Genomic DNA, 22100 nt, shown 5'->3' with positions numbered 1-22100 from the left:
AAAAGTCTAGGCTAGTCGTCGGCGATTTCGCCTTTGATTTTCAGCGTATCGCCCAGGTCTTCCATTTCGAAGAAACGGGCCCGTTCGACTTTGCGGTTCGGTTGGTGAATAACCATGACGAGACGTCCGTCGAAGGTGTTGAAAAGCATGGGGTGACCGCCGTCGTCGGACCAGATCGGATCAGGCAGCTGTTCCCATGGACCGAATACGCTGCCACTTTGCGAGCGGGCAACTCCCACCGCGTATTTGGTGGGGCCGTAGCTGGACCACAGCATAAGCAGCGTGCCGTCTTTGGTGTAGTGGAGCCAGTTTCCGTCGCTGACGTAGGCGTGGTAGCGCTTTCCTTGATACAGCTCTCCGATATCGCCGCGACAACGCACCCAAGGCGCTGCGGACGCGTGAAAGAGGAGCTGCGGTTCGCCCACGGGATGCGAGAGGTCTTCGCTAAGTTGCACGATGTCGAAACTGCCATCGGTGATTTGAGCCCACTCATGGCAAAAGACCATGTAGGGTACGCCCTCTTCGACCCAAAGACTCCCATCGAGAGCCATCCAATCGTGCGGCGTTTGCGGTCCGTTTTCAAAGGGTTCGAACGGACCGAGCGGCGAATCGGCCACTAGGATCTCGGTGCCGCGGCGCACATTTTGCGGGCGCCCAGGCGGCGTGGGCAGCGTTTCCTTGGAGGTGACAGTAGCGAAGAGATAGTAGCGTCCTTTGTATTGGTGGACTTCTGGGGCCCAGACGGTTTCACGGCCCCAATGATCTTCGGGGATTTCCCAAACGGGTACGGGGTCTTCCCAATTCTTGAGATCTTTCGATTGGAAAACCATCACCGCTTTGCGCTCGATGTCGCCATCGAAAATGCCGGAAGTGGTAGTACCGTAGATGTAGTAGGTTTCTGAGGACGGATCCGGGAGCACGAAGGGATCGCGGATGCGTATTTCCGAGCGGTCGGTGGTGTCGGCGAACGTGACAGCGGAGCACAGAAGCGCGAATACAGAGACAACTAAACGTCGTCGGAGTGAATGCGTCATAAGAAAAGGGGTAGTACGATGTAGATGGATTTAGGTCACAAAGAAAGCGACTAACTGGCAGCGAGGATCGTTCATGCGTGATCCGCTAGCTAACGAAACTGTAGTCGTAGGGAGCGCGCATCTCACGGGCGAGATAAGTGTTGGCCTCGGCCGCGTGTTCGCCGATGAACCGTTCCGTGTGTTCGTCCCAAGTGAGCGATTTGCCCGTGCGGAGCGAGATCGCGCCCAAGTGGCACATGTTAGCGGAGAGGTGGCCAGTTTCGACGTCACAGATGGGAATCTCGCGACTTCGCATGCAGTCGAAGAAGTTGCCCATGTGGTGCTTGCTTTTGTAGAGACGCACCGCGTCGTCGGAAAGCTCGGCTTTGAGAATTTCCGGGTCGCTGGCTTCGATGCCGTCACGGTTGACCCAGATAGTTCCTTCCGTGCCCACGAATTGAATACCATTTGGCTGACCATCCGGATTGAGATGCTCGCCGTAGATGCTATCATCACGCGTGGTACGAATGTTCAGGGCGATGCCGTTGGCATAAGTGTAGTTGACCACGTAATCGCCATAGGCGTTGTATCCACCGGGAACAGGCTCGCTTAGGCGCTTGGACGAAACCTTGTTCGGGGCAACCAAACCGATCGCCCAATAGGCGATGTCATTGTGATGAGCGCCCCAGTCAGTCATGGTGCCGCCCGAATATTCGTACCAGAAACGGAAGGTCGCGTGGCAGCGTTGGGGAACGTAGTCCGCGGCCGGAGCCTGTCCTTGCCAAAAGTCCCAATCGAGCTCCGCAGGAACGGGAGCTACGCTAAACGGCCCTTCGACCAGCCCCGCAGGCAGCCAGACGTTGGCTTCTTTCAGGTCGCCAATTCGCTTGTTTCGCACCAGCTCGCAGGCGAGACGGAACCGGGCATTGCTACGCTGCTGGGTCCCGGTCTGCAAAACCGCGTTGTTTTCTCTAACCGCTTTGATGAGATGGCGTCCTTCGTCGATAGTCAGCGTGAGCGGTTTTTCGGAATAAACGTCCTTGCCCGCTTGGACCGCCCCAAGGTTGACCAGCGTATGCCAGTGGTCTGGCGTCGCATTCACGATGCAGTGCACGTCCTTGTTTTCAAGCAACTGCCGAAAGTCCGAGTAGATTTTTGGCGCGCGTCCCTTGTCGGTGAATCGTTTGGCAGTTCCCTCGGCGTGATTCTTGTCGACGTCGCAAACGGCCACGATGTCGCCCCAATACGAGGCAGCTTCCGTATCCGCTCCGCCCATACCGCCGCATCCGATGAGGGCGACGCCGGGTCGATCATTTGGCGACTTGTTACCTTTCGGGTCGGCAGCGCCAAGTTCGCGTTGCACGAACCAAAGCGGAAGACCTGTGGCGGCCGCTACGGTGGCGCAGCGTTTTAGGAAGGAACGGCGCGAGACGTGGAAACGATTGATTGGGTACTTCGGGGGCTGTTTCATTTTCTCGGGGGCTGATTAGTTCGCAGCTGGGACGAGCATGCATTCGAAGACGTTCGCGGTGGTGGTATTCCAGGAGCCTTCGGTTTCGTAGCGAATGGTGATCGTATCCTTGCCTTCCGCGAGTTCCTGCGGGATGGGAACGCGGATCAAGCGATGCTCGCCGGGCGCTGCGTCTTTCCACTCTGGCAACTCGAGCTTCGTATCGTCCGCCAGGATGAAAAACGTGCGATTTTCATCGCGAGCTCCGATCACGCTGAGGAGTTCGAGGTCGCCCTCCCCTTCCGTTTTTAGCTGGTAGCTGAAGAACCCTTCGCGCAAGGCGCGACGCCAGGCCTTGCCCGACAATGCTCCACTCAGGGTATCTTTGCCTTGGTAGGCGTGACTGGACTCGGAGGCCGGGTCGCCCACATCGACATGATCGAGGGCGGACTCGCGGGCCGATGCGAGCTCGGCCTCGGTTGCCGCGATTTGATCCTGGCGAGCTTGCCATTGCGACGGCGAGAGGAGCGGCCAGTAGATAGTCAGGCGCTCATGATGGATGGCGTAAAGCGGACGCAGGGTAACGTCGAAGGGACGGGCGAGGTCGCGCGTCTGGAAAACGAGCGGCGAGCTGGAAACCTTCTCGATCGATGCTAGCCAATCGTCACTATCGCTCACCAATGCCGACCCCGCTGGCTCCGGATCGCGGAATTGTAGATGCGTATCGGATACAAAGGGAGCTGGCAGTCCATTAGTACCATGGGTGCCCGCCAAAACGATCGGTCCATAGAGAATGGCCACACGATCGTCCACGCCCGGCAGCGGCTCGGAGTGCAGCGTCATGGGCAGATGGATACGAACCGAATCGCCAGACTTCCACTTGCGTTCGATTTTGGCGTAGCTACCCGGCTCGCTTTCGAGCGTAACGCTTTTCCCGTTTACGGAAACATCTAGCGGTCCTTCGATCCAGCTCGGGTGACGGAGGCGGAGGGCGAAGCGAGTTGGTCTTTCGCATTCAACCGTCAGCTTGGTTTCTTCGCTGTTGGGAAAGTCCGTGCTTTGAGTGAGGATCACTCCCTGCTCCTTCCAACTCACCGTCGCTGGAATGAAGAGATTCACGAAGAGCTCGTCGTCTGAATGATGGAAAATGGTGTCGCCGTACTTGGTGTGGTTTTCCATCCCCGTGCCGACGCAGCACCAGAAGGAGTTTTCCGGCGTGGAATAGATCTTAAAACTCGCTGACTCGGTCGGCATCATGTAGATGAACATGCCTTGGGCCGGCTCCTGGGAAGCGAGGATGTGATTGAACAGGGCACGCTCGTAGAAGTCCATGTGAGCGGCGTCCGGCTCTTGAGCGAAGAGCTCGCGGGTGAGCTTGAGCATGTTGTGCGTGTTGCAAGTCTCTGCCGACTCCGGACCGGTATGATCGCCGAATTCGTCAATGGGATAAAAATGCTCGCGGTGGCTGTTTCCGCCAAAAGCGAAGCTGCGCTTCTGGGTTACGCGATCCCAGAAAAACGCTGCGATATCCGCGTAGCGCTGCTCGCCAGTGAGAACATACTCGCGGGCGGCTCCGAGGATCTTGGGGATCTGCGTATTGGCGTGCAGCCCGTTGAGCTCGTCCCGGCCCGCGGCAAGAGGATCGAAGCGGACTTGGTGGTCGAATGCTTTGGCGAGGCGTAGGTGCTCTGGATCGCCGGTCAGTTCGTAAAGGTTGGCCAGCACTTCGTTCATGCCGCCAAACTCCATGTCGATCGATTTCTGCATTTGCTCCTCGCTGATGCCGTCGACGCGGATCGCAATCCAGTCCGCCATCTTGACCAAAACGTCGAGAGCCTGTTCGTTGCCGGTCAGCCGGTAGGCGTCGTACAAACCGGCCATCACCTTGTGCAAAGTGTACCAGGGAGCCCAGACCCACTCGCCTTTCTCCACCCGATCGATGAACGATTCCGGAAAGGCGGAGAGGTAGCCCTCATTGAACCCAGCGTCGACGGATGCGGCCTGGCATTGAGCGAACCCCGAAACCATGGCGTCAGCCCGTTTCTTGAACGTCTCGTCTCCAGTACTTCGATACATCAAGGAGCATGCGGAAAGATAGTGTCCAGCGGAATGCCCACGCAGCTCGACGCCCGGACTTTCCCATCCGCCATATGGGCGGGCGTCGGACGGCAGACCGACATTGAGACGGAAGGTGTGCAGAAAACGATCCGGATCGAGGCTGAGCAGGTAAACCTTGTCGCGATCCATAGCGTCGCGAAACGGACCGTCGCCCAGCGTGACGTCCGCCAGATCGAACGCTTGCAGCTGATAGGAAACAGCAGGCTCGACCGCAGCTTGCGGCAGCGGAGAAAGCTCGGACGCTCCGTGAAGTTGAGAAACAATCAAGCCAGCGATGGCGATAGGTACGATCGATGAGCGTAGTTTACTTTTCATTACGAATTGGGGTTTAAGGGATATAGCCTCAGTCCTGGGGAATCAAACGGATCAGCACCACCCCGTGCGGAGCGACGGTCGCATCGAAGCTTCTGGAGAAGTCGCCAATATTTTCCTGTCTCCAAAGATCGCGTACGGTGAAGGTTTCGCCCGCATCGGGAGTGGCGAGCGTGCCCCACGGACCCCATTTCACCTCAACCACCTTTTCGTTTTCGCTTCGGTTGAAGAGCCCGACCGCGTAGGAACCGTCTTCCAGGGTTTTGGCATAGACGACCTTTCCGTCGTCGTTGCTGATCTGGGTCGCTTGCTTGCCAAGCACGTCCTGGTTGATGGCCAGCACCTCGTGATTGGTCAGCAGACTGATTGTAAACTCGTCCAGCTGAGCGAGATCGCAGCCAAGGATCAGAGGTGCGGACAGCAGACTCCACAGGCTGATGTGCGTGTATTGCTCATCTGGAGACAGATGCGTGTCGTGCAGACTCGGTCCCCAACCGACCTTGCCAAGCACCAGCATATCAGGATCGCTCCAGTGCCCCGGCCCGGTGTAGCCCGCCCAGCGGTCTTGCAGAAAGCCGATGCGCTCCACGCTTTCCCAGCGATCGATGATGTCTCCGGTGGTGCGCCAGAGGTTTGCCAACTCCACGTAATCGGGAGCGTAGTCGTAGATGCCGGTGTTGGAAAGGCTGTAGATCATGTCGCGACCCGTAGCTCTTAAGGCTTCCGACATCTCGCGCACGTGCGGCGGGTCGTTGGGAAACCAATCGTATTTCAAATAGTCTACGCCCCACTCCGCCCACTGCTTGGCGTCGTTTTCAGCGAAGGAATATTCGCCGAACTTCCAGTTGACCCAGTTCGGCTTGGCGTCGGGCGCGTCGGGGTCTTTGTTGAGCTTGTAGAATTCGTTGACGTCGCCGGACTCCACCCAGTCGTAGGTGCCGTCCGCATTGTCGGAGGAGCCGCCGACGTACCCCGCGTAGGTGCCGCGCCAAGGACCGGAGTAGATGCCGAACTTCAGCCCGAGCTCGTGAATCTCGTCCGCGAGCGCCTTCATGTCGGGAAACTTCTTGTTAGGCTGGATGGCGTTGAGCGGTCCGCCGCGCTTGCCCTGCCAGCCATCGTCGATGTTGATGTAGGTCCAGCCGTACTGGCTGAGGCCTTTTTCCGCCATAGCCCGAGCCGAGCTGAGCACCTTTTCCTGGCTGACCGCATCGCCCCAGCAATTCCAGCTGCTCCAGCCCATGGGCGGGGTTAGAGCGATCTTGTCGCCCACCACGATTCGAAACGATTTCTCGTCCTGACCCAAATCGTTTTCCGCCCGCAGCGTCACCGTGTACTCGCCGCGTTCAGCGATAGCACCGGTGATGTGGCCCGAATCAGCGTCAATGGACAGTCCTTCCGGCAGGCCGTCCACCGCGAAGCTCATGGGACGCTCTCCACTGGCGGGGATGTTGTAAAGAAACGGAGCTCCCGGGCGCACGCCGAACACGCTGGGACCGTTGACTCTGGGCGTCGCGGGAGCTGGCGGGGTCAAAATAACGGGTTCCTCCTCGGGTGGAAGATCGAGGGTCGGCTGGGCGTCGCCGAGCATGACGATTTTCAAATCCGCCCAATCCGCGTGGTCGTAGTCGGTGCCATCTCCCGCGTCTCCGGCCACCAGCTGCAGCGAGTTGACTCCCGAAAGATCGAGGGCAAACGGTTCCGCCTGCACGCCCGGCGTCATGACGCCGCTTCGCCACAGTTCGATTCCGTCGGCCACGATGCTGAAGACCACCGAGCCGCGTCCTTCCGTCTCATCGTCCAAGCCAACCAGACCGGAAATGCGAACCGCTTGTCCGTTCAGCGCCAGCGGGATGATCGACTCGGAATGGGTGCCGATCCCGCGATCGAAAACCTGGCCGGCGATGCTGATCTTCTGCGAGTAGACGGTGGCGTCGCTGGTGGCGGTGCCCCAGCCTTGCTCGATGCGGGAAACGTCGAGCTCGGAGAGCCATAGCTCGGATTCCTGAGCGGCGTGACTCAGCGCTGCGGCACAGCAGGAAACGAGGCCGAAGAGGGCGTTTCGAAAAAGGGGTTTGGATGGACCTGGGGTCATTGGGGAAAAGGGGTTGAGGTAAATTAGGGGGTTGAATGAAAAAACAGGCGTCATGCTTCCACGACGCCTGCGATAAAGTGTATTCTATTTTTTGGGACTGAACTGCCACCAATCGAGATCGGCGACATCGCCATCGCCCACGAAGGAAATATAGAGGTCGTGCACGCCTTGGGCTCCGGACACCTTGGCTTTGGAAGCTTTCCACTTCCCTTCTCCGCCGGTCGGCTGAACCGCGATATCGGCGATAAGCTCACCGTCTGGACTATCGAGTCGCATCTCGATGCGTGACCCCTTGGAGGCCGCGGAAGCCATGACGGATACCTTGGATGCTCCGGCTTCGCCGAAATCGACACCTGCCACCTTGAACCAGTCACCGTTTTGCGTATCCGTTACTTTCATACCGCCAGCGGAACTTGGCTCGGTCTCGATGCCGCTCTGCTCAGCGAAGGTTTCCGCCTCCACGCGAACGTAGGGATCCAAGGAGCCGATCTGCTCCACCCCATCGCGGGTGTACTCGACTTCGATGATGTTGCCTTCATCGTCGTATCCAAATTCCTCTACCGCGATGTTGCGACGGAATCCCGTGGGGATGCCAGCCTCGGTGGCCACGATGCGGTTGTGATATACGTGATACCAGTTTCCTTTGAAGAGAAACTGAGCGGCATGGTTGTTGTTGTTATTCAAAGGCGGCTGAGCCCCAACGATGCCCGCGTACTCGAACCCTTCCGTCGGGTGATCGCTGGTCATGTAGTCGATGCGCATCTCCGCTCGCGGCGTGGTGGAATACGAGAAGTAGTAGGTATCCTCGATGCGCCACACCCAAGCGGCTTCGAAGAAGTTGGGAGCGTGCATCTTGATGACGTCGCCATCGAGCGAAACCATGTCCTCGTTGAGCTTGGCGGCTCGTACGTTGTCATCGCCATTTCCGCCGAAGTAGATGTAGGCCTGCCCATCGTTGTCGATGAAGACGCCGGGATCGAAGAGCCACATGTTCTTAGCCGGTTGCACGCCCGGCGTGCCGTGGGTGATGAGCGGACCGCCCAGCACATCCTTGAATGGGCCGACGGGGCTCTCGCCTTCAACTACGCCGATGTTGGCCCCGCTGTTTCCAAAGTAGATGTAGAACTTGCCGTCACGCTCGATGGCGCAAGGAGCCCAGGTTTTCTTGGACCAGGAAGTGTCACGCTCCGCATCGAAAACGACGCCATGGTCAGTCCAGTTCTTCATGTCGCTGCTGGAGACGCAGACCACGTTGGGGATATTGTAGCCGCCTTCCAGCGGGCTCAGATCGTCATTCGAACAGTAGACATAAACCCGATCCTCCGTCACCAAAACAGAGGGATCCGCTAGGTATCGATGCGACACGATCGGGTAATCCGCGCTCGCTTTGGAGAGAAGCGCCAAGCCCGCTATAACCAAGGTAAAACCTTTTATATATCTTTTGTATATCATTTCTTTATAACTCATTTTATATTCGTCCAAACAACGAATTCAGAGTATAAATAACAATCCTTTTCAGCGTCAGAGTAATGCCCCTTCGAATACTCGAGTTGCGCTTTCAGTAGAGCGCGATCGCGAAGTCACACTGGTTCTCTCTTACGGTGATCGGTTTCCCGTCCCGGTAGGCAGCGCCCGCGGAGTAAACGTCCTCATCACTACGACGCCAGAAGAGCGGCGCAGTACCGGGCTCGCCCTGAAGCTCGAAGGCGTAGACGAGCCCCTTCTTTAGATGAACGCGTTTCTTCCCGTTGAAGTCGATGCGCAACAAGCCGCGGGCCTGAGGCGTGTAGGCGATTTCGACTCCGCTTTCGCCGAGCAGGTTTTCTCCGGGTTCGTAGGCTTCTGGGGTGGAATCGCCCGGACCGAGATCATAGAGGGCCAAGCGTACCGGCTCCTCTTTGGTTGCCCCCATGCCGTCACCCGCATAGAGCAGTACGCGCGTCAGACGGAAGTCTTGATCTACGACGAAGGTTTGCCCCATGCGCGATGAGCCCCCATCCATGTTGAAGCCAAGCACTCGCGGAGCGTTCCAGTAGGGGTTGGCGACCGATGCCAGCCGAGGGGCGCCTGGCCAGGATTTCGGATCCGGCTCGATCGACTGCATCACCTTAACCCCTGGACTCGACTTTTGAAAGGATGGCTCCTCCGCGACTGATCCGCTCGCTGGCGAGGGCGGCACGCTGATTCCCTCCTTGGTGTGCTCGATGGGCTGGATGGTACCATCGGGGTTGAAATAGAGGTACTCCACGCATACAGAGCGTCGCCCGAGCGTGCCTTCCAAGCCATTGAGCGAGAGCGTGGCGTTATGGTAGAACAGATAAGTCTGTCCTTGAAACTCCACTACACCGGGATGAATGGTGTAGCTGTTTTCCGCTTGGTCAGTCAAGATGCCTTGGTAGGTCCAAGGTCCGGTGATATTCTCCGCGGTAGCGTAGCAGATCTTCTCCCACATGCCTTGATGAGCGAAGGCTGGATAGAAAAGGTAGTAGAGCCCATCGCGTTTGTGGAACCAAGGCCCTTCGGTGTAGTTGGGCACGTGAAGTTTCTGGATCGGACCGTCGAGCTCGATCATGTTGGGCTTGAGCTTGACTAAGTAGCAGTTGGGGTTCCCCCAAGCCATCCAAGCAGTGCCGTCGTCGTCGATGAGCACCGTGGGGTCGATATCATCCCAGCCGTAGGGCGACGGGGTGTCCTGCTCCGTCACTAAAGCCGATCCGCGAGCGTCCACGAACGGACCGGTCGGGCTATCCGAAACCGCCACCCCGATGGCCTTGCCTGCATGGGTATCGTCATGCTGTACGGTAGTGTAGAAATAAAACTTCCCATCGCGCTCCACTACTTGAGCCGCCCAGGCGTCGCGAATGGCCCACTCGAAGTCCGTCGGCTTCATGATCGAACCATGAGCGGTCCAGGTCTTCATGTCCTTGGTCGAATAGCACAGCCACTCGGTGATGTTGAACATCTCGCCTTCCTTGGCCTCGTCGTGACCGACGTAGACGTAAAGGGTATCGCCCACCACCAAAGGCGCGGGATCGGCGGTCCAAACATCGCGCAAGATGGGATTGCTCTGCCATTCATACTGCGTCGGCTCCTGGGCCGAGGCGTATCCGGCCAGGGAAACGGCCATCGCAGCGATTGCTCGTACTAAGTTTCTCAGCGTCTTTCTCATAATCATGCGAATTTCAACGGCCAAACCAGAATGTCGGGGCAAAAGGTCCCCCTGCCCGCATCGGTTGGGCGACGAGCAATCGAGTTCGTCTCGCTCGACCGCCATCCCGCTTGGCCTCATATCCCGCATAACGAAACGCGCCCCGCAAATCCGCCAGAAAAAGGCTTTCTAGCATGCGAACGCCCATACGCTCGACGCCAGTCCGTGCAGCCTCCGGCGGGAGTGGGACACGGAAAGGCCCCTGGAATCTCCAGGGGCCAACCGATCAAGCGATACTCTTGAACATGCTACCGTGTATCGTTGATAACTAGAACGAAAAGGTATTTCGTATGGACCAGGTCTCCGCTGGAGCGATTCTGTACCCGGCCGGGGTGCCATCCGGTTGAGTGGTGATTGGTATCAAATCGTTATCCTGGAAGGCGTTTCGCACGTTCACCTGTATTCGCCAATCCAGCCAATCGTTAATCGGTCTCCCATAACCGACCCATAGATCGAGGTTCGTCTCGGTGGGTCCGGTATAGGGGTTGCCCAGATCGAAGGAGATCTCGGCGTCGGTCTCTCCCGGAATCGGCCGGTACCCGATGATCACCGAGTCCTGCCAGCGCAGACCTCCTCCGACGCTCAAGCCCTTAAATCGTCCATCGGAGAACTCGTAGTTGGATATGATGTTCCAACGCCATTCTCTCAGCTCCGGCGCGTTTGTGCCTTCCTGGAGCTTGCGGGCGGTCCACTCGGATCCCACATTCGAGTTCCATTGGAAGAGCGAGGTCTCGTTGCCGGCGCCGCCCCACCAGATGCGCAGGTCTCCGGCAGCGGTGTTGCGCAAGGCGTCCTGGTAGGAATTGATAAACTCGCTGAGATACACCCCGCCGATGTTGTTGCGGGTCGCTTTGGTCTTAGCGGCATTTATCATGATGTTCCAGTTGTCGACCGGCCGCAGCGCGAACTCGAACTCGTACCCCTCCGAGACGCTATCCTCGGTTATGGAGAAGTTCTGAGGTCTCACAGCGTCGATTCGCGACGGGTTGTCCAGACGGAACGGAGCGTCCAGATCGATCTGCCACGCTTCGTAGAAGCGAGGATCGACCTGGGCCTGCCACGCTCGCCATGCTGAGACGGCCGCCGCCTCGCGAGCCGCCGCATCCGCAGCCGTCTCCCCTGGAGCGAGTCCGTAGTTGTACAGCGAGCCTCTTCCGCCATCCACCGGATTGCCGTTGATGTCGTTTCCTTGCCCGTCGTTCCAAACATCGACTGTGTCGAGCAGGCGATCTTCCGAGTAGTTCGGGGGCACGGCGGCGCCTGCCGGACGATTGCGGGCCACATGGGTGACGATGTGCGAGAAGTTATCGATCGACATGTCGTACTCGTACTGATTCGCCCAATTGGCTCCCCACGCTTGGGAAGCGCCGATGAAGCCTTCGTCGCTGAGGGCGGTGCTGGTGGCGTTGGTCACTTCCGTCTTGTAGCTATTGGCTTTGAAGGAGTAGCGACCATCCCTGGACTGAATGAGGATTCCCTTGTCGATGGTCTCCCCGGACGGTGGAGCAATGGCTTGTCCGTAAATGTCCACACGAGCCGACTCTGGCTGGAAGTTTGTGGAATTGTTGTAGAACAAGCTCAAACGGAACGGCAGGTCCGCGAACGTCTCGCGCAAAAACGGCATGTTGTCCAAGTGCGCCACCACGCTGTAGGCTCTGGATTGAACGGTGAGCTCGGTGTCGTTCTCGTCAGGCAACCTGTAATACGAAGGATCGAAATTCAGGTGGCCTAACGTGTCCGGCCCTGTGTGGTTGCTATTGGTCTGGCTGAAGCCCCACGACTTGGTGGTGTCCTTTCTCCAGCCGTAGGTGCCTACGATCGATTCGTGCCACAAATGTCCCTGCCAGATCAAGGCTTCGGACTTGGTCTCACGCTTGTCCAACCTGGCAGAACGGCCCAGCAGCTCGCGATTTGCCGCCGAATCCTCGGCCGCCGTCAAGGTGTAGGGCACCTCTCTAAAGCCTACGTAATTGGCCGGATTCTCAGCCTGCGTGCTCAAGCGACGATCCGGCCACAATTCCATTTCCGCTTCGGTCAAGTTGTTTGGATCAACCGGGTTGTAGTCAGGATACTCGAGTTCCGGTGGCAGGTAGGCGTTGTTGATCCACTCCGCCGCCGGATCGATATCGCCTCCAGCCCAAGTGGAATCGAATATGGAAATGGTGGCGTTCCGCGGAAGAACGGCTTTCTGCATGACGCGCGGGATGTTCGCTCCAGCGGCGCTCGACGAATTGATCAGCGAGTCTCCCAAGTAGATCACAGGAGTCGGCGCGAGGAAGTCGGTCGTGAAGTCGGTGAGTCCGCCCGCGAAATCAGCGAATTCGATAAACGATTGATCGAGGATCGCATATTGTTGCCAGGAGCGATCCTCTCGCTCGATGGTTTCGTCGCTGTAGAGCCCCGTGAAGGTTCCCTTGCCCAGGAAATTGGTGAACCAGTTTCCACCATCCCCTTTCACGAAGTCGTACTTCACGAACGGAGTGGCGCGGAAGGCCTCTCTCTCGCTGACGTGCGAATTGTTTCCGAACTGAGATCTGTCCGCGACGAAGGGCCGACCAACGTTGGGGTTGGGCGTTCCGTTGTCGAATGGGATTTCGCCTGGAGTCCAGGTGTTGGTATCGCCATCCGGATAGACCTTCATGATATCGATGTAGATCGCCTGCTGGCTTCCCGACAGCAGCGAGACCTGACCATTGTCGTAGTCCTGCTTGTAATACGACAGATCGAAGCCGACCATGTCATTCAGGTAGGTCTGCGAGAAACTGAGATTCAGGGACTCGAAGTTCTGCCACTCGTTCTTGTTCGGACCGTCGATCAGATTGTTATAGTAATCGAATATCGACGAATCCGTTATAGAATTATTCTTGTAGACGCCGAACTCGCCAAACGGGAGGCCAGCGTTACGAGCGAAAGCGGACTCCGTGGCGATGCCCATGGCTCGGTGGAAGTCATACCCGCCAATGCCGCCGTCTACCTCGCCAGCGGAATTGATCCCTCCAGTCTGCCGAATTTCGAGCGACCAGATGTCTGGCGCGCCCCCATCGGAGCCATAGAAGTGCATCGGGCCGCCGAAGCTATTCGCGAAGTTCCCCAGCCGGGGATTGTAGTCGGGATTGAACGCGCCGCTGAACGGCCCTCCGTTAATCCCAGGCCTGCCCTGTCCATGATTCGGAAAAGCGACGTTGTCCTGCTGCAGCTGGTGCGGATTGAAGGTGGCCCGGTTCAACGCGTTGTAGACGCGCGTATCCCCTTTGGAAACTGGCACGAGTTCGCCATCAACCAGAATGTTTCCATCCGATATATAGGTTCCATTGTACGTTCCAGTATCGAACCAAGGAGAGATACGATCGATCGGAGGGAGGGTTCTGGGATTGTTGCTTCGAACCTCGCCATCCTCAAAGTTGGCCTTGAACATGGTTCTAACATTGTCGCCATTCAAAAAGCTCGGATCCCATCTCAACGCGGCGTAGATGCGCTCGTCGCGACTGAATGCAGGATCCTGCTGATACTTCTGGTCGTTGTAGAGAGCAGCGACGCGAATCGCTAGCTCGTCCTCTAGGATTTGCTTGTTGTAGTTGAGAACGTAGCGAGCGCTTCCATGCTCGTCGAAGCGCATTTCCACTTCCCCTTCGTCCTCGAACGAGGCGCCCTGCAGGCCTACGTTCACCAAACCAGCGGGACTGCCTTGTCCAAAAAGTATGCTATTCGGGCCTCGCTGCAGCTCGACGCGATCGATATTATAACTGTCCCAAGGGATTTCCGAAGTGAAGAAGTTTCGGGTATTGTCGGCGGCCGTCAGTCCGCGAACGCGAGTGTTTTGGTTCGGATTTATAAAATTGCTCGACTCGTCCAGCAAGGCTCCATCGCCAACACCTGCGAAGGTGCCTTGGGTTCCGCCGACTTCGGTTCCAACGGTATATTGAAGCAAAGTCTGGTTGTCAGTAGCTCCCGTATCATCCAGAAACTGCGTGGTTACCACCGACACCGCGTTTCCGATGTCGCGCAGCTTGGTATTCAGGCGATTTCCAGCAAGCGTATCAGCCGCTTGGTAGCCCTCTCGTTCATCCGCGGTGACTTCGAAGGGCGAAAGCTCGAATACTTCCTCTTCGTCTACGTCATCGGACTGCCCCCAGCAAAGAGGAGCGATTAACAGCGCCAGCCCACAGAGTCCCCTCCATGATCGACGCCTTGGTTCAAGGTATCTCATAGTTTGTTCGATTTGTTTGTTCACGGTTGAGGCGTACCGACTTCACCACCATCGCAATCCCATCAACCGGACGCATACCGATACCGACCTAGAGACAGACCACGGGTATCCGAATCCCAAATACATGGACTCAGGGGCGCAATCTCAGCTTACTATCGGGTATGCGAGAACAAGACGAACGCCGGACCGGAACTCGGCAGATTTGAGGTAGATCGTCAGCGAGAAGCTAGAAACCGGACCAGGCAGTTCTCCTAGAGAGGAAGAAAAAGGGAAGGGGGGTAGTATAAAGTTGGTAGGCTATGATACAAAAAGGAGATTCGTGAAGCGAAACTCCTGCGATATCATTACATGGTGACGTCCCAAATCACCCGGTCAAACGGGCAATAGACACACCATAGACTACACCTTTCGACACAAGGCGTTCCCCTGATATTGATGATATGAGCCCAAGACATGAAGCGAAACCGTAAAGATTTATCCTTCAATCTCTTGGCGTCAACAAATAGCGCCCAGCCACGTCGGCTAATATCATTCTAAACTGATGATACCGTTTCTAATAGCTAGAACCAGGGCATGGGTGCGATCCAACGCCCCCAGCTTCAATAGAATGTTCGCGATGTGACGCTTGACCGTGCCTTCGACCAATCCGAGCCGATTCGCGATTTCCTTGTTGCTCCCGCCCTTGGCAAGCTCCTCGATCACCTCGATCTCCCTAGGCGACAGCTGGGCGATGGTGCGCTCGACCACCCTTGCCGCGATGGCATCCGGCAAATAGCGGCCGCCCTTCGATACGCTTCGAATCGCCTCCAGCAGCACTGAGATCGGCATGTCTTTCACGACAAAGCCGGCAGCGCCAGCGGAGATGGCGCGGTAGGCGTCCTCACCTTTCGCATAGTTGCTGAAAACGATAATCTTCGCATCTCGAAACTGCTTTCGCATAACCCGGATCGTCTCCACGCCTCCCATCCCTCTCATCCTGAGGTCCAGGACGACTACATCCGGCCGAGATCGTTCATAGGTCTCCAAAGCCTCCTCGCCGCATTCGACCTCGGCGACCACCTTCAAATCGCTGGTGTCGCCGATGGCGGTCGCCAAACCCATGCGAATGACCATGTGGTCATCCACCAGCATGATTCGAACAGGCGAGCTCTCGCAGCGCTGATTCATACGAAGACCTGGACCTCCTCTCCTATCGGTACGGCGACGCGGACTCGAGCCCCCTCTCCGGGAGCGCTATCAAGCTGGAAGTCCGCCCCGATCTTCTTCGAACGGGACACCATTCCTCTCAGTCCGAAGTGGCCGACACTTTCCGCCAGCCCCTTGCTTTTTTCAAATCCAATTCCATCGTCCTCGATGCAGAGCTCGACCGAATGCGGGGTATACGAAAGACGAACTACGACGTTCGTCGCCCCGGAGTGACGGATCGCGTTGGTGCATGCTTCCTGGGCGATTCTCAGGAGGTTGTGTCTCGTATCGTTGGAGAGGGTCACCGGCTCCCCGCTCCGCTCGATCGAAACCTTGGGCTTGGTCGAATTCAGCGCGCGCACGAGATCCTCAAGCACTTCGCCCAGCTCCGACTTGCTGTTGAGCGTGGAATCCAAGTCCCAAACCAAATGCTGCACCTCCTGCTTCACAAACGTGACCATATTTCGAACCACCTTCAGGCGCGCCGCGGCCTCCTTCGACAGGTCCGGCAGGGTGAGCGTGGCATCCAGCTGAATGATGGCCCCAATTACTCCTTGCTGAAGGCTGTCGTGTATCTCGCCAGCGAGCCGATTGCGCTCCTCGAGCGTAGCCGCGTTCCGCGTGTTCTCTTCCAAGCGTTCCATCGCCGACTCCAACTGAAGCGTGCGCTCGTGCACGATCCCCTCCAGCTCCCGGTTCCTCCGCCGCGTCAAGTAGCTCGGCAGCATGGCCAAGCACGACACGAGCGACAATGCCCCCGCCCCGTAAACGACGAAGGCCGACGAGGTACGATACCAGGGCGATCCTACGGAGAAGCCGAGTTGAAGCGGCTCCGATTTTCGCCCCAATGACTCCACTGTCCTCACTTCGAGCAGGTAGTCCCCCTCCCTCAAATCGCCAAAGGCGAGAAGCGAGCCCGCGCCCAGACTAGTCCAATGAGCTTCGCTCTGAAACCTGTATTCAAAAGTTGGAGGCTCCCTCCATCCGTACGCCCCAGAAAAGAACCTGAAAGACGGACTGTTTTCCTCATAAGACAAACTCACCGAATGATGCGAAAAGGAGACGCCATGATCCACGAGCTCCCGGTTCTCGCTCCCCGCCTTGAGCGATACCAGCACGGGTTTGGCCAGAGCCTTGGCGAGCGGCCCCCGATCCTTTCTGACTTTCAACAAGGAATGCGCCGCGACGATCCAGACTTCGTCACCGGAGCCGAACACCACTCTGGGGTAACGATCGTTGATGACCTCTAATCCGTAGGAGTCCAATTCGAAGCCTTCCTCGGCGCGAGCAAAGAGCACCACCCCCTCGCCATGCGTGGCCCAGATGTCCCCACTCTGGTCTTCCCAAACGCGATCGATTCGCTTGGGCGATCGGTTCAGCAACTCGTCTACCTCCTCGGAATCGATCCAGCGTTCCCGCTCTTCATCGAAGACCTTGCGAGCGTCCAGCGTCGACAGCACCACCCGATCTCCGATCGAACCGACGTTCACCCACCAGGTGTTATTCCAATCCTCGTTCTCGAAGTAGTCTTTGCGAATGGTTTGATCGGCGTCCATCCAGAGCCTCAGAACTCCCTTGCGCCCCAATTCGACCCAGGCGCTGCGATTGGTGGAGTGGGTGATCGGGGCGTAGGCGACACCTTCCGAATGACGGGCCACTTCCTCCCATTTTCCCCGTCGAAAGCCGATGGCGACGATTTCATTGCGGCCGATGGCGAAGCAGAGGTCAGCGCCGACCATGGCCAGATTCAAAAGCCCGTCCATCTTCAAAACAGGTGAAAAACCGCCGCCGTCGCTCGGCTGGAAAACGCCATCGCGGGTGCCCAGCAGCATTCGAGCGCCTCCAGTGGCTACGCTGTAGACGCCTCCCTCCGGCTGGTTGTCCGCCAGTCGAAACCGGGCGCTTCCCACTCCTCGCTCCTTCGCCTCCTCATAGAGCAATCCGCTCGAGACGACGAACATGCGATCTCCGTCGAAGCCGACCAGCGGCCAATCCAAAAACATGCCAAAGCGCTGCCCGTACTCCGTCAGCGGGCTTCCGTAGTGAACCTTGTCTACGGAATTGGAGGTCACCACCCACAGCACCCCCGCCTCGTTCGAGGCCATTTCGCTCACGCGGTGATACTCGGGAGCGTCGAGCGAAACGAGCAGTCCACCCTCCCGATCCACCAGAAACACGCCTCGACCCGATACCGCTACCGCGACACCCCCCTCTTTGAGCGGCTCCAGCGCCGACACCCGTCCCGCGATTTCGTAACGGTCCAAAGGGCTCTCGGCACGCAGATCGCGCCCATCGAAACTCCACGTTTTCCCCTCCCTGTCAGCGAGCAAGGTCCGTCCCTCTCTCCATGGCGCCGCGTCTTCCACCACAATTTCTCGATTCCGCTCGACCGCAGGATGAGGCACTAGTCTCCGGGTCTCCACATCGACGCGAAACAGCTCGCCGTCCGCAGTGGATGCGTACGCCTGGCTCCCGACAAGAAACACGTCGCCTAGGTATTCGAATTGGAAATACGTCGGCGGACCGCCGCCAAACGATTGGTAGGCTATCCCGTTCCAGCTGCTGAAGTACACCCCCTCCGACGAGGCTACGATATCGTCGAAAATCGCTGTGCGTATCCACTCCGGATAGACGTCGCCCACCAAGGAACGCCCCGAAAACCGTCCGTCCACCCCAAAGCGCACCGAACCGAAATCGCCAAAGCCTCCGTAGTACGAGCTCCCATCCGCGCCGAGAGCCAGACTCACGATGTTCGGTCGCCGCACAGCGCGTTGCCGACCAGCGAGGTCCAGCCAAACTTCGTCGTTCAAAACCGAGTACACGCCCTCTTCGACCACCACCAGCCTACCGAAGGAATCGAATCCCAGACGCGCCCCGCGCGAAACCGAACCGATCGTCTCGAAGGGGTGCTTCCGCGTCGGCGGCAACCCTTCCAAAGCGCCGACCCTCGTTCCACCCCAAACCTGACTCGAAAGCGCCAACGCAAGCATCCCCAACACACATCGAGACCTGACCTGCGAGTATCGGGAAAGGGGGTTCATTTTCTTGTTTGAGGGGTAGGGATCTGGGAGCAGATCAACGAGATTATCAATAAGCGCTTTTTCGATGAAAGCGAGTCGAGAGGGGGACTGTATTCGCCCGTGCGCCGATTTCTGATTGGGAACAAACGTCGAAACCGGGAGGTCGGTCGTTTCGCCCCGCGAGGAGGGGCATCCACTGCAGCCTGCTGGCCTTCCCGAAATCGGACAGGCGTTCCGACGTCATCCGTCTTGATCCGGATGGCAGCGGGCTCATCAGTGACTTCAAATGGATGAATCGCTCCGCCCCGAGCGCGCAACGAGCGGATGATCAAATATGAGAAAGCCAGGTCGATGAGGATGTCGTTTCATGATGTAGCGAGGATTTGGGTTGTTGCGACAAAGCGCGGAGCGCACGGCACTCCGACGGGGATGGTTGCGGACCGAGTCAGGGATTCGCAGGCGGCAAGGGCAGAGAATTCGGCCCATTCGCATGAGGTAAGGCGTAGCGAGGAAACACAGGGGAGAGCGTGAAAGGGGTATTTCAAAAAGGATTTATACGAAATAGACCCATCCACTCAATCGCCTTTTACGGAAAAACAAGAGCGGAACCGCCAAAAAGTTGGGACCATCCCAAAATGCTTGAAAAACGAGACTTCCTTGATTCTCGGGCTTCCCTCGGCATAACTGTCACCCTACCCCGCATATGAGCCAACAGCTACCCAACCAAACGAGTCCGGCCGAAAACGTTCACGCGCCTTTCAAGCAACCGGGTAGCCAGTACCGTCTCAGCCACGAGGTCTACGAAAAGCTGCGTCGCATCGCCCGGAGCCGCATGTCGCGCCTGCCTTCCGAACACACGACCCTTCAGCCGACCGTCCTCGTCCACGAGGCATGGTTGCAGCTCAACAAGAACGAGCGCAGCTGGCAAAACCAGGGGCACTTCATCGCAAGCGCTACCTTGACCATGCGGCGCATCCTTATCGACCACGCCAGACGCAAATCCACCATCCGCAAAGCGATAGGCGACAAGACCGAGAACACCGAAGCCATCCACGAGGAGCCGCCAGCGGCCCACCTGCTCGAGCTCGACGAGGCGATCAACGCCCTCGAAGCCGCCCACCCGGTGCATGCGCGAGTCGTGGTGGCCAAGTTTTTCGGCGGCCTGCTGAACAAGGAGGTGAGCAAGGAGCTTGGAATCAGCGAACGAAGCGTGGAGCGCTACTGGGCGTTTTCCAAAGTATGGTTGCTGCGCTGGATGGAGAGAAAGAGCGCCCGCCTAAACGCGGACTGAGTTCGAAACCCCATCCAGGCTTCCCGAAACCAATGATGCTTCCTTCGGACAGAGAAGAAGAAGTCTTTTGCAACGCCCTCGAGATCGCCGATCCCGCTCAGCGGAAAGCCTATCTCGACCAGCATTGCGACCCCACGCTACGCGAAACCGTCGAGTCCATGCTCGCTGACTTCGAGCGGGCGGACACCGTCTTCGAAGAATGCGGAAAAAGCCTGACCTGGACCCCCCAGATGGAAAAGGAAGCGGTCGACGCCACCACGGGGGATGCCTTCATCGGACGAACCGTCGGATACTACCACATCACCCATTTTCTGGGAAAAGGCGGGAGCGGTTTCGTCTACGAGGCGAATCAGGAAGCGCCCGTCAAACGCACCGTCGCTCTCAAAATTCTTCGCCCCGGTCGGGATTCGCAAAAGGTCATCGCTCGCTTCGAAGCCGAACGACAGACCCTCGCGATGATGGAGCACCACAACATCGCCAGCGTCATCGATGCCGGCACCACCGAACAGGGCCATCCGTACTTCGTCATGGAGCGGGTCCGAGGGACCCGGATCACCGATTTCTGCCAGGAGACCAACGCTTCGCTGGAGGAAAGGCTGCGTCTGCTGATCAGCGTCTGCGCCGCCATCCAGCACGCCCACCAGAAAGGGATCATCCACCTCGACCTGAAACCCTCCAACATCCTGATCAGCCAAATCGAGGAGCGCCCCATCCCCAAAGTCATCGACTTCGGGATCGCCCAAGCCATCGCAGAGCAATGCCTCTCAGACGGCGACGAAACCCAGATCAGTCTAGCCGGGACCCCGAAATACATGAGCCCCGAGCAATCTTCGGGCGAATTTACCAGCGATACCCGAAGTGACATCTTCAGCTTGGGCGTCATTCTCGATGACCTCGCAGGCGACTGGGAGAACTCTAAAACCGCTGGCGACCGCGCGAAAAGCGCCCGGATTCCTCGCGACTTGGAAATGATCGTCCAAAAAGCGACCGCCAAAAAACCGGAAGACCGCTACCACACGGTTCGCGGCTTGGCCAAGGATCTCGAGTACTTTCTAGAAGATCGACCGATCGAAGCCCATCCCCCGTCCACCCTCTACCGAGCCCGCAAGCTGCTCGCGAGAAACCGCCTCACCAGCGGGGCCATCGCCCTCGCCATCGTCGCGATGCTGATTGGCTTGACCACCTCCACCGTTCTCCTCTTTAGAGCGAAGGCCGCTGAACGGAAGGAATCCGAATTGAGAATCGCCGCGGAGGAACGCGAACGCGTCACCAAAAGCGCCAACTTCATCATGCAGGGCAAACTTGCCGAAGCCGATCAAGAGATCGAGCAGCTGGCCGGTCCCCTCACCCAAACCTCCGTGGAAGCGTCCTTCGTATTCTGGGAGCTGGGCATCTGGAACGGGTTGCGCAAGAACTGGGAAACCGCGAGCGAACGCCTTCTCGCCCTCGCTCGCGTCAATCGCTTCGATGAAAGCGATCAAAGCGACAACGCCACTCGAAATTACCTACCGATCGGTCCGACTCTGATCAAAGCGGGCCGCAACGACGAGTATTGGGATTTTCATTACGACCTGATCAAACGGAAAGGAAGCTCCGAAAATCCGATCGCCGCGGAACAGATGCTGAAAGGAGGGCTTCTCTTGCCCGGAGACGAGGCGTGGCTCTCACAGATGGAATCCCTTGCTACCGTCGTTGAAGACTCGCTCGCCGCCAACAACTACCAAGCCAAGGACTGGCTGGAGGCTTGGCGCTGCGCCGTGCTCGGCCTGTGGCACTACCGCAAGGGTGAATTCGCGAAATCCATCGTCTGGTGCGACCGCGGAGCGAGCTTCGAGGACGAGCAGATCAGCCGCCAGGCCTACTGCCAGACCATCAAAGCCATGGCTCTGTATAAGCTGGGCCAACTCCCCGAGGCGCTCACCCAGTTTCAAGACGCTCAACACCGCATCGAAAGCACGCTCGCCGGTCCTCTCGAATATCACATGCAGGGCTTCTGGCATGACTGGATAGCCGCCGGAATACTGCTGCAGGAGGCCGAGCAAACGCTATCCTCAGAGCGCCTGCTCCTCTAGCCCTGTAGAGCAGGGCGCCAACCCGATAGACCAAGGACGCCGACCCGCCTCGACGTATCGCCGCCTCGTGCCACCTCGCCTCTCCGCGACTGCCCTCATTTCGTCGCTCCGCAAAGTTTGGCGGTTTCC

10 protein-coding genes and 1 pseudogene are annotated in these 22100 nt (G+C 58.0%); 2 read left to right on the top strand and 9 right to left on the bottom strand.

Annotated elements, in window-relative coordinates; genetic code table 11:
• Nucleotides 1-11 precede the first annotated feature (11 nt).
• The 9 genes and pseudogenes from QEH54_RS10790 to QEH54_RS10750 all read right to left on the bottom strand — a co-directional run bounded on the left by QEH54_RS10790 (nucleotide 12) and on the right by QEH54_RS10750 (nucleotide 18629).
• Nucleotides 12-1034, bottom strand: a complete 1023-nt coding sequence (locus QEH54_RS10790) for a glycoside hydrolase family 43 protein (RefSeq protein ID WP_309018683.1) — start codon at nucleotides 1032-1034, stop codon at nucleotides 12-14.
• Nucleotides 1035-1119: 85 nt separating this feature from the next.
• The gene (locus QEH54_RS10785; RefSeq protein WP_309018682.1) at nucleotides 1120-2484 is read right to left on the bottom strand and encodes a Gfo/Idh/MocA family oxidoreductase; all 1365 of its coding nucleotides are present in this window, start codon (nucleotides 2482-2484) and stop codon (nucleotides 1120-1122) included.
• A 15-nt stretch (nucleotides 2485-2499) separates the two neighbouring features.
• Complete coding sequence (locus tag QEH54_RS10780) at nucleotides 2500-4896, bottom strand: beta-L-arabinofuranosidase domain-containing protein (RefSeq protein WP_309018681.1); 2397 nt, start codon at nucleotides 4894-4896, stop codon at nucleotides 2500-2502.
• 28 nt (nucleotides 4897-4924) lie between these two features.
• Nucleotides 4925-6988 carry an NPCBM/NEW2 domain-containing protein gene (locus QEH54_RS10775; RefSeq protein WP_309018680.1) on the bottom strand — a complete coding sequence of 688 codons (2064 nt, stop codon included), beginning with the start codon at nucleotides 6986-6988 and terminating at the stop codon, nucleotides 4925-4927.
• 84 nt (nucleotides 6989-7072) lie between these two features.
• Nucleotides 7073-8440, bottom strand: a complete 1368-nt coding sequence (locus QEH54_RS10770) for a glycoside hydrolase family 43 protein (protein WP_309018679.1) — start codon at nucleotides 8438-8440, stop codon at nucleotides 7073-7075.
• Between the two features lie 718 nt (nucleotides 8441-9158).
• Nucleotides 9159-10115, bottom strand: a pseudogene (locus QEH54_RS22915) (glycoside hydrolase family 43 protein); the annotation flags it as partial.
• 349 nt (nucleotides 10116-10464) lie between these two features.
• Complete coding sequence (locus tag QEH54_RS10760) at nucleotides 10465-14403, bottom strand: TonB-dependent receptor plug domain-containing protein (RefSeq protein WP_309018677.1); 3939 nt, start codon at nucleotides 14401-14403, stop codon at nucleotides 10465-10467.
• Nucleotides 14404-14931: 528 nt separating this feature from the next.
• Entirely contained in the window at nucleotides 14932-15570 is a 639-nt protein-coding gene (locus QEH54_RS10755; RefSeq protein WP_309018676.1) for a response regulator transcription factor, read from the bottom strand.
• On the bottom strand, nucleotides 15567-18629 hold the full coding sequence (locus QEH54_RS10750) for a sensor histidine kinase (protein ID WP_309018675.1): 3063 nt from the start codon (nucleotides 18627-18629) through the stop codon (nucleotides 15567-15569). The genes QEH54_RS10755 and QEH54_RS10750 overlap by 4 nt, the downstream gene beginning before the upstream one ends.
• A gap of 682 nt (nucleotides 18630-19311) precedes the next feature.
• Here QEH54_RS10750 and QEH54_RS10745 point away from each other — a divergent pair.
• Both QEH54_RS10745 and QEH54_RS10740 read left to right on the top strand, forming a co-directional pair.
• Nucleotides 19312-19899 carry an ECF-type sigma factor gene (locus tag QEH54_RS10745; protein ID WP_309018674.1) on the top strand — a complete coding sequence of 196 codons (588 nt, stop codon included), beginning with the start codon at nucleotides 19312-19314 and terminating at the stop codon, nucleotides 19897-19899.
• Between the two features lie 32 nt (nucleotides 19900-19931).
• The gene (locus QEH54_RS10740; protein ID WP_309018673.1) at nucleotides 19932-21971 is read left to right on the top strand and encodes a serine/threonine-protein kinase; all 2040 of its coding nucleotides are present in this window, start codon (nucleotides 19932-19934) and stop codon (nucleotides 21969-21971) included.
• Nucleotides 21972-22100 lie beyond the last annotated feature (129 nt).

Source organism: Pelagicoccus sp. SDUM812003 (assembly GCF_031127815.1).
Lineage (GTDB): Bacteria > Verrucomicrobiota > Verrucomicrobiia > Opitutales > Opitutaceae > Pelagicoccus.
The sequence above is the reverse complement of the archived record's forward strand: the minus strand, read 5'-3'. Positions and strand labels throughout refer to the sequence as shown.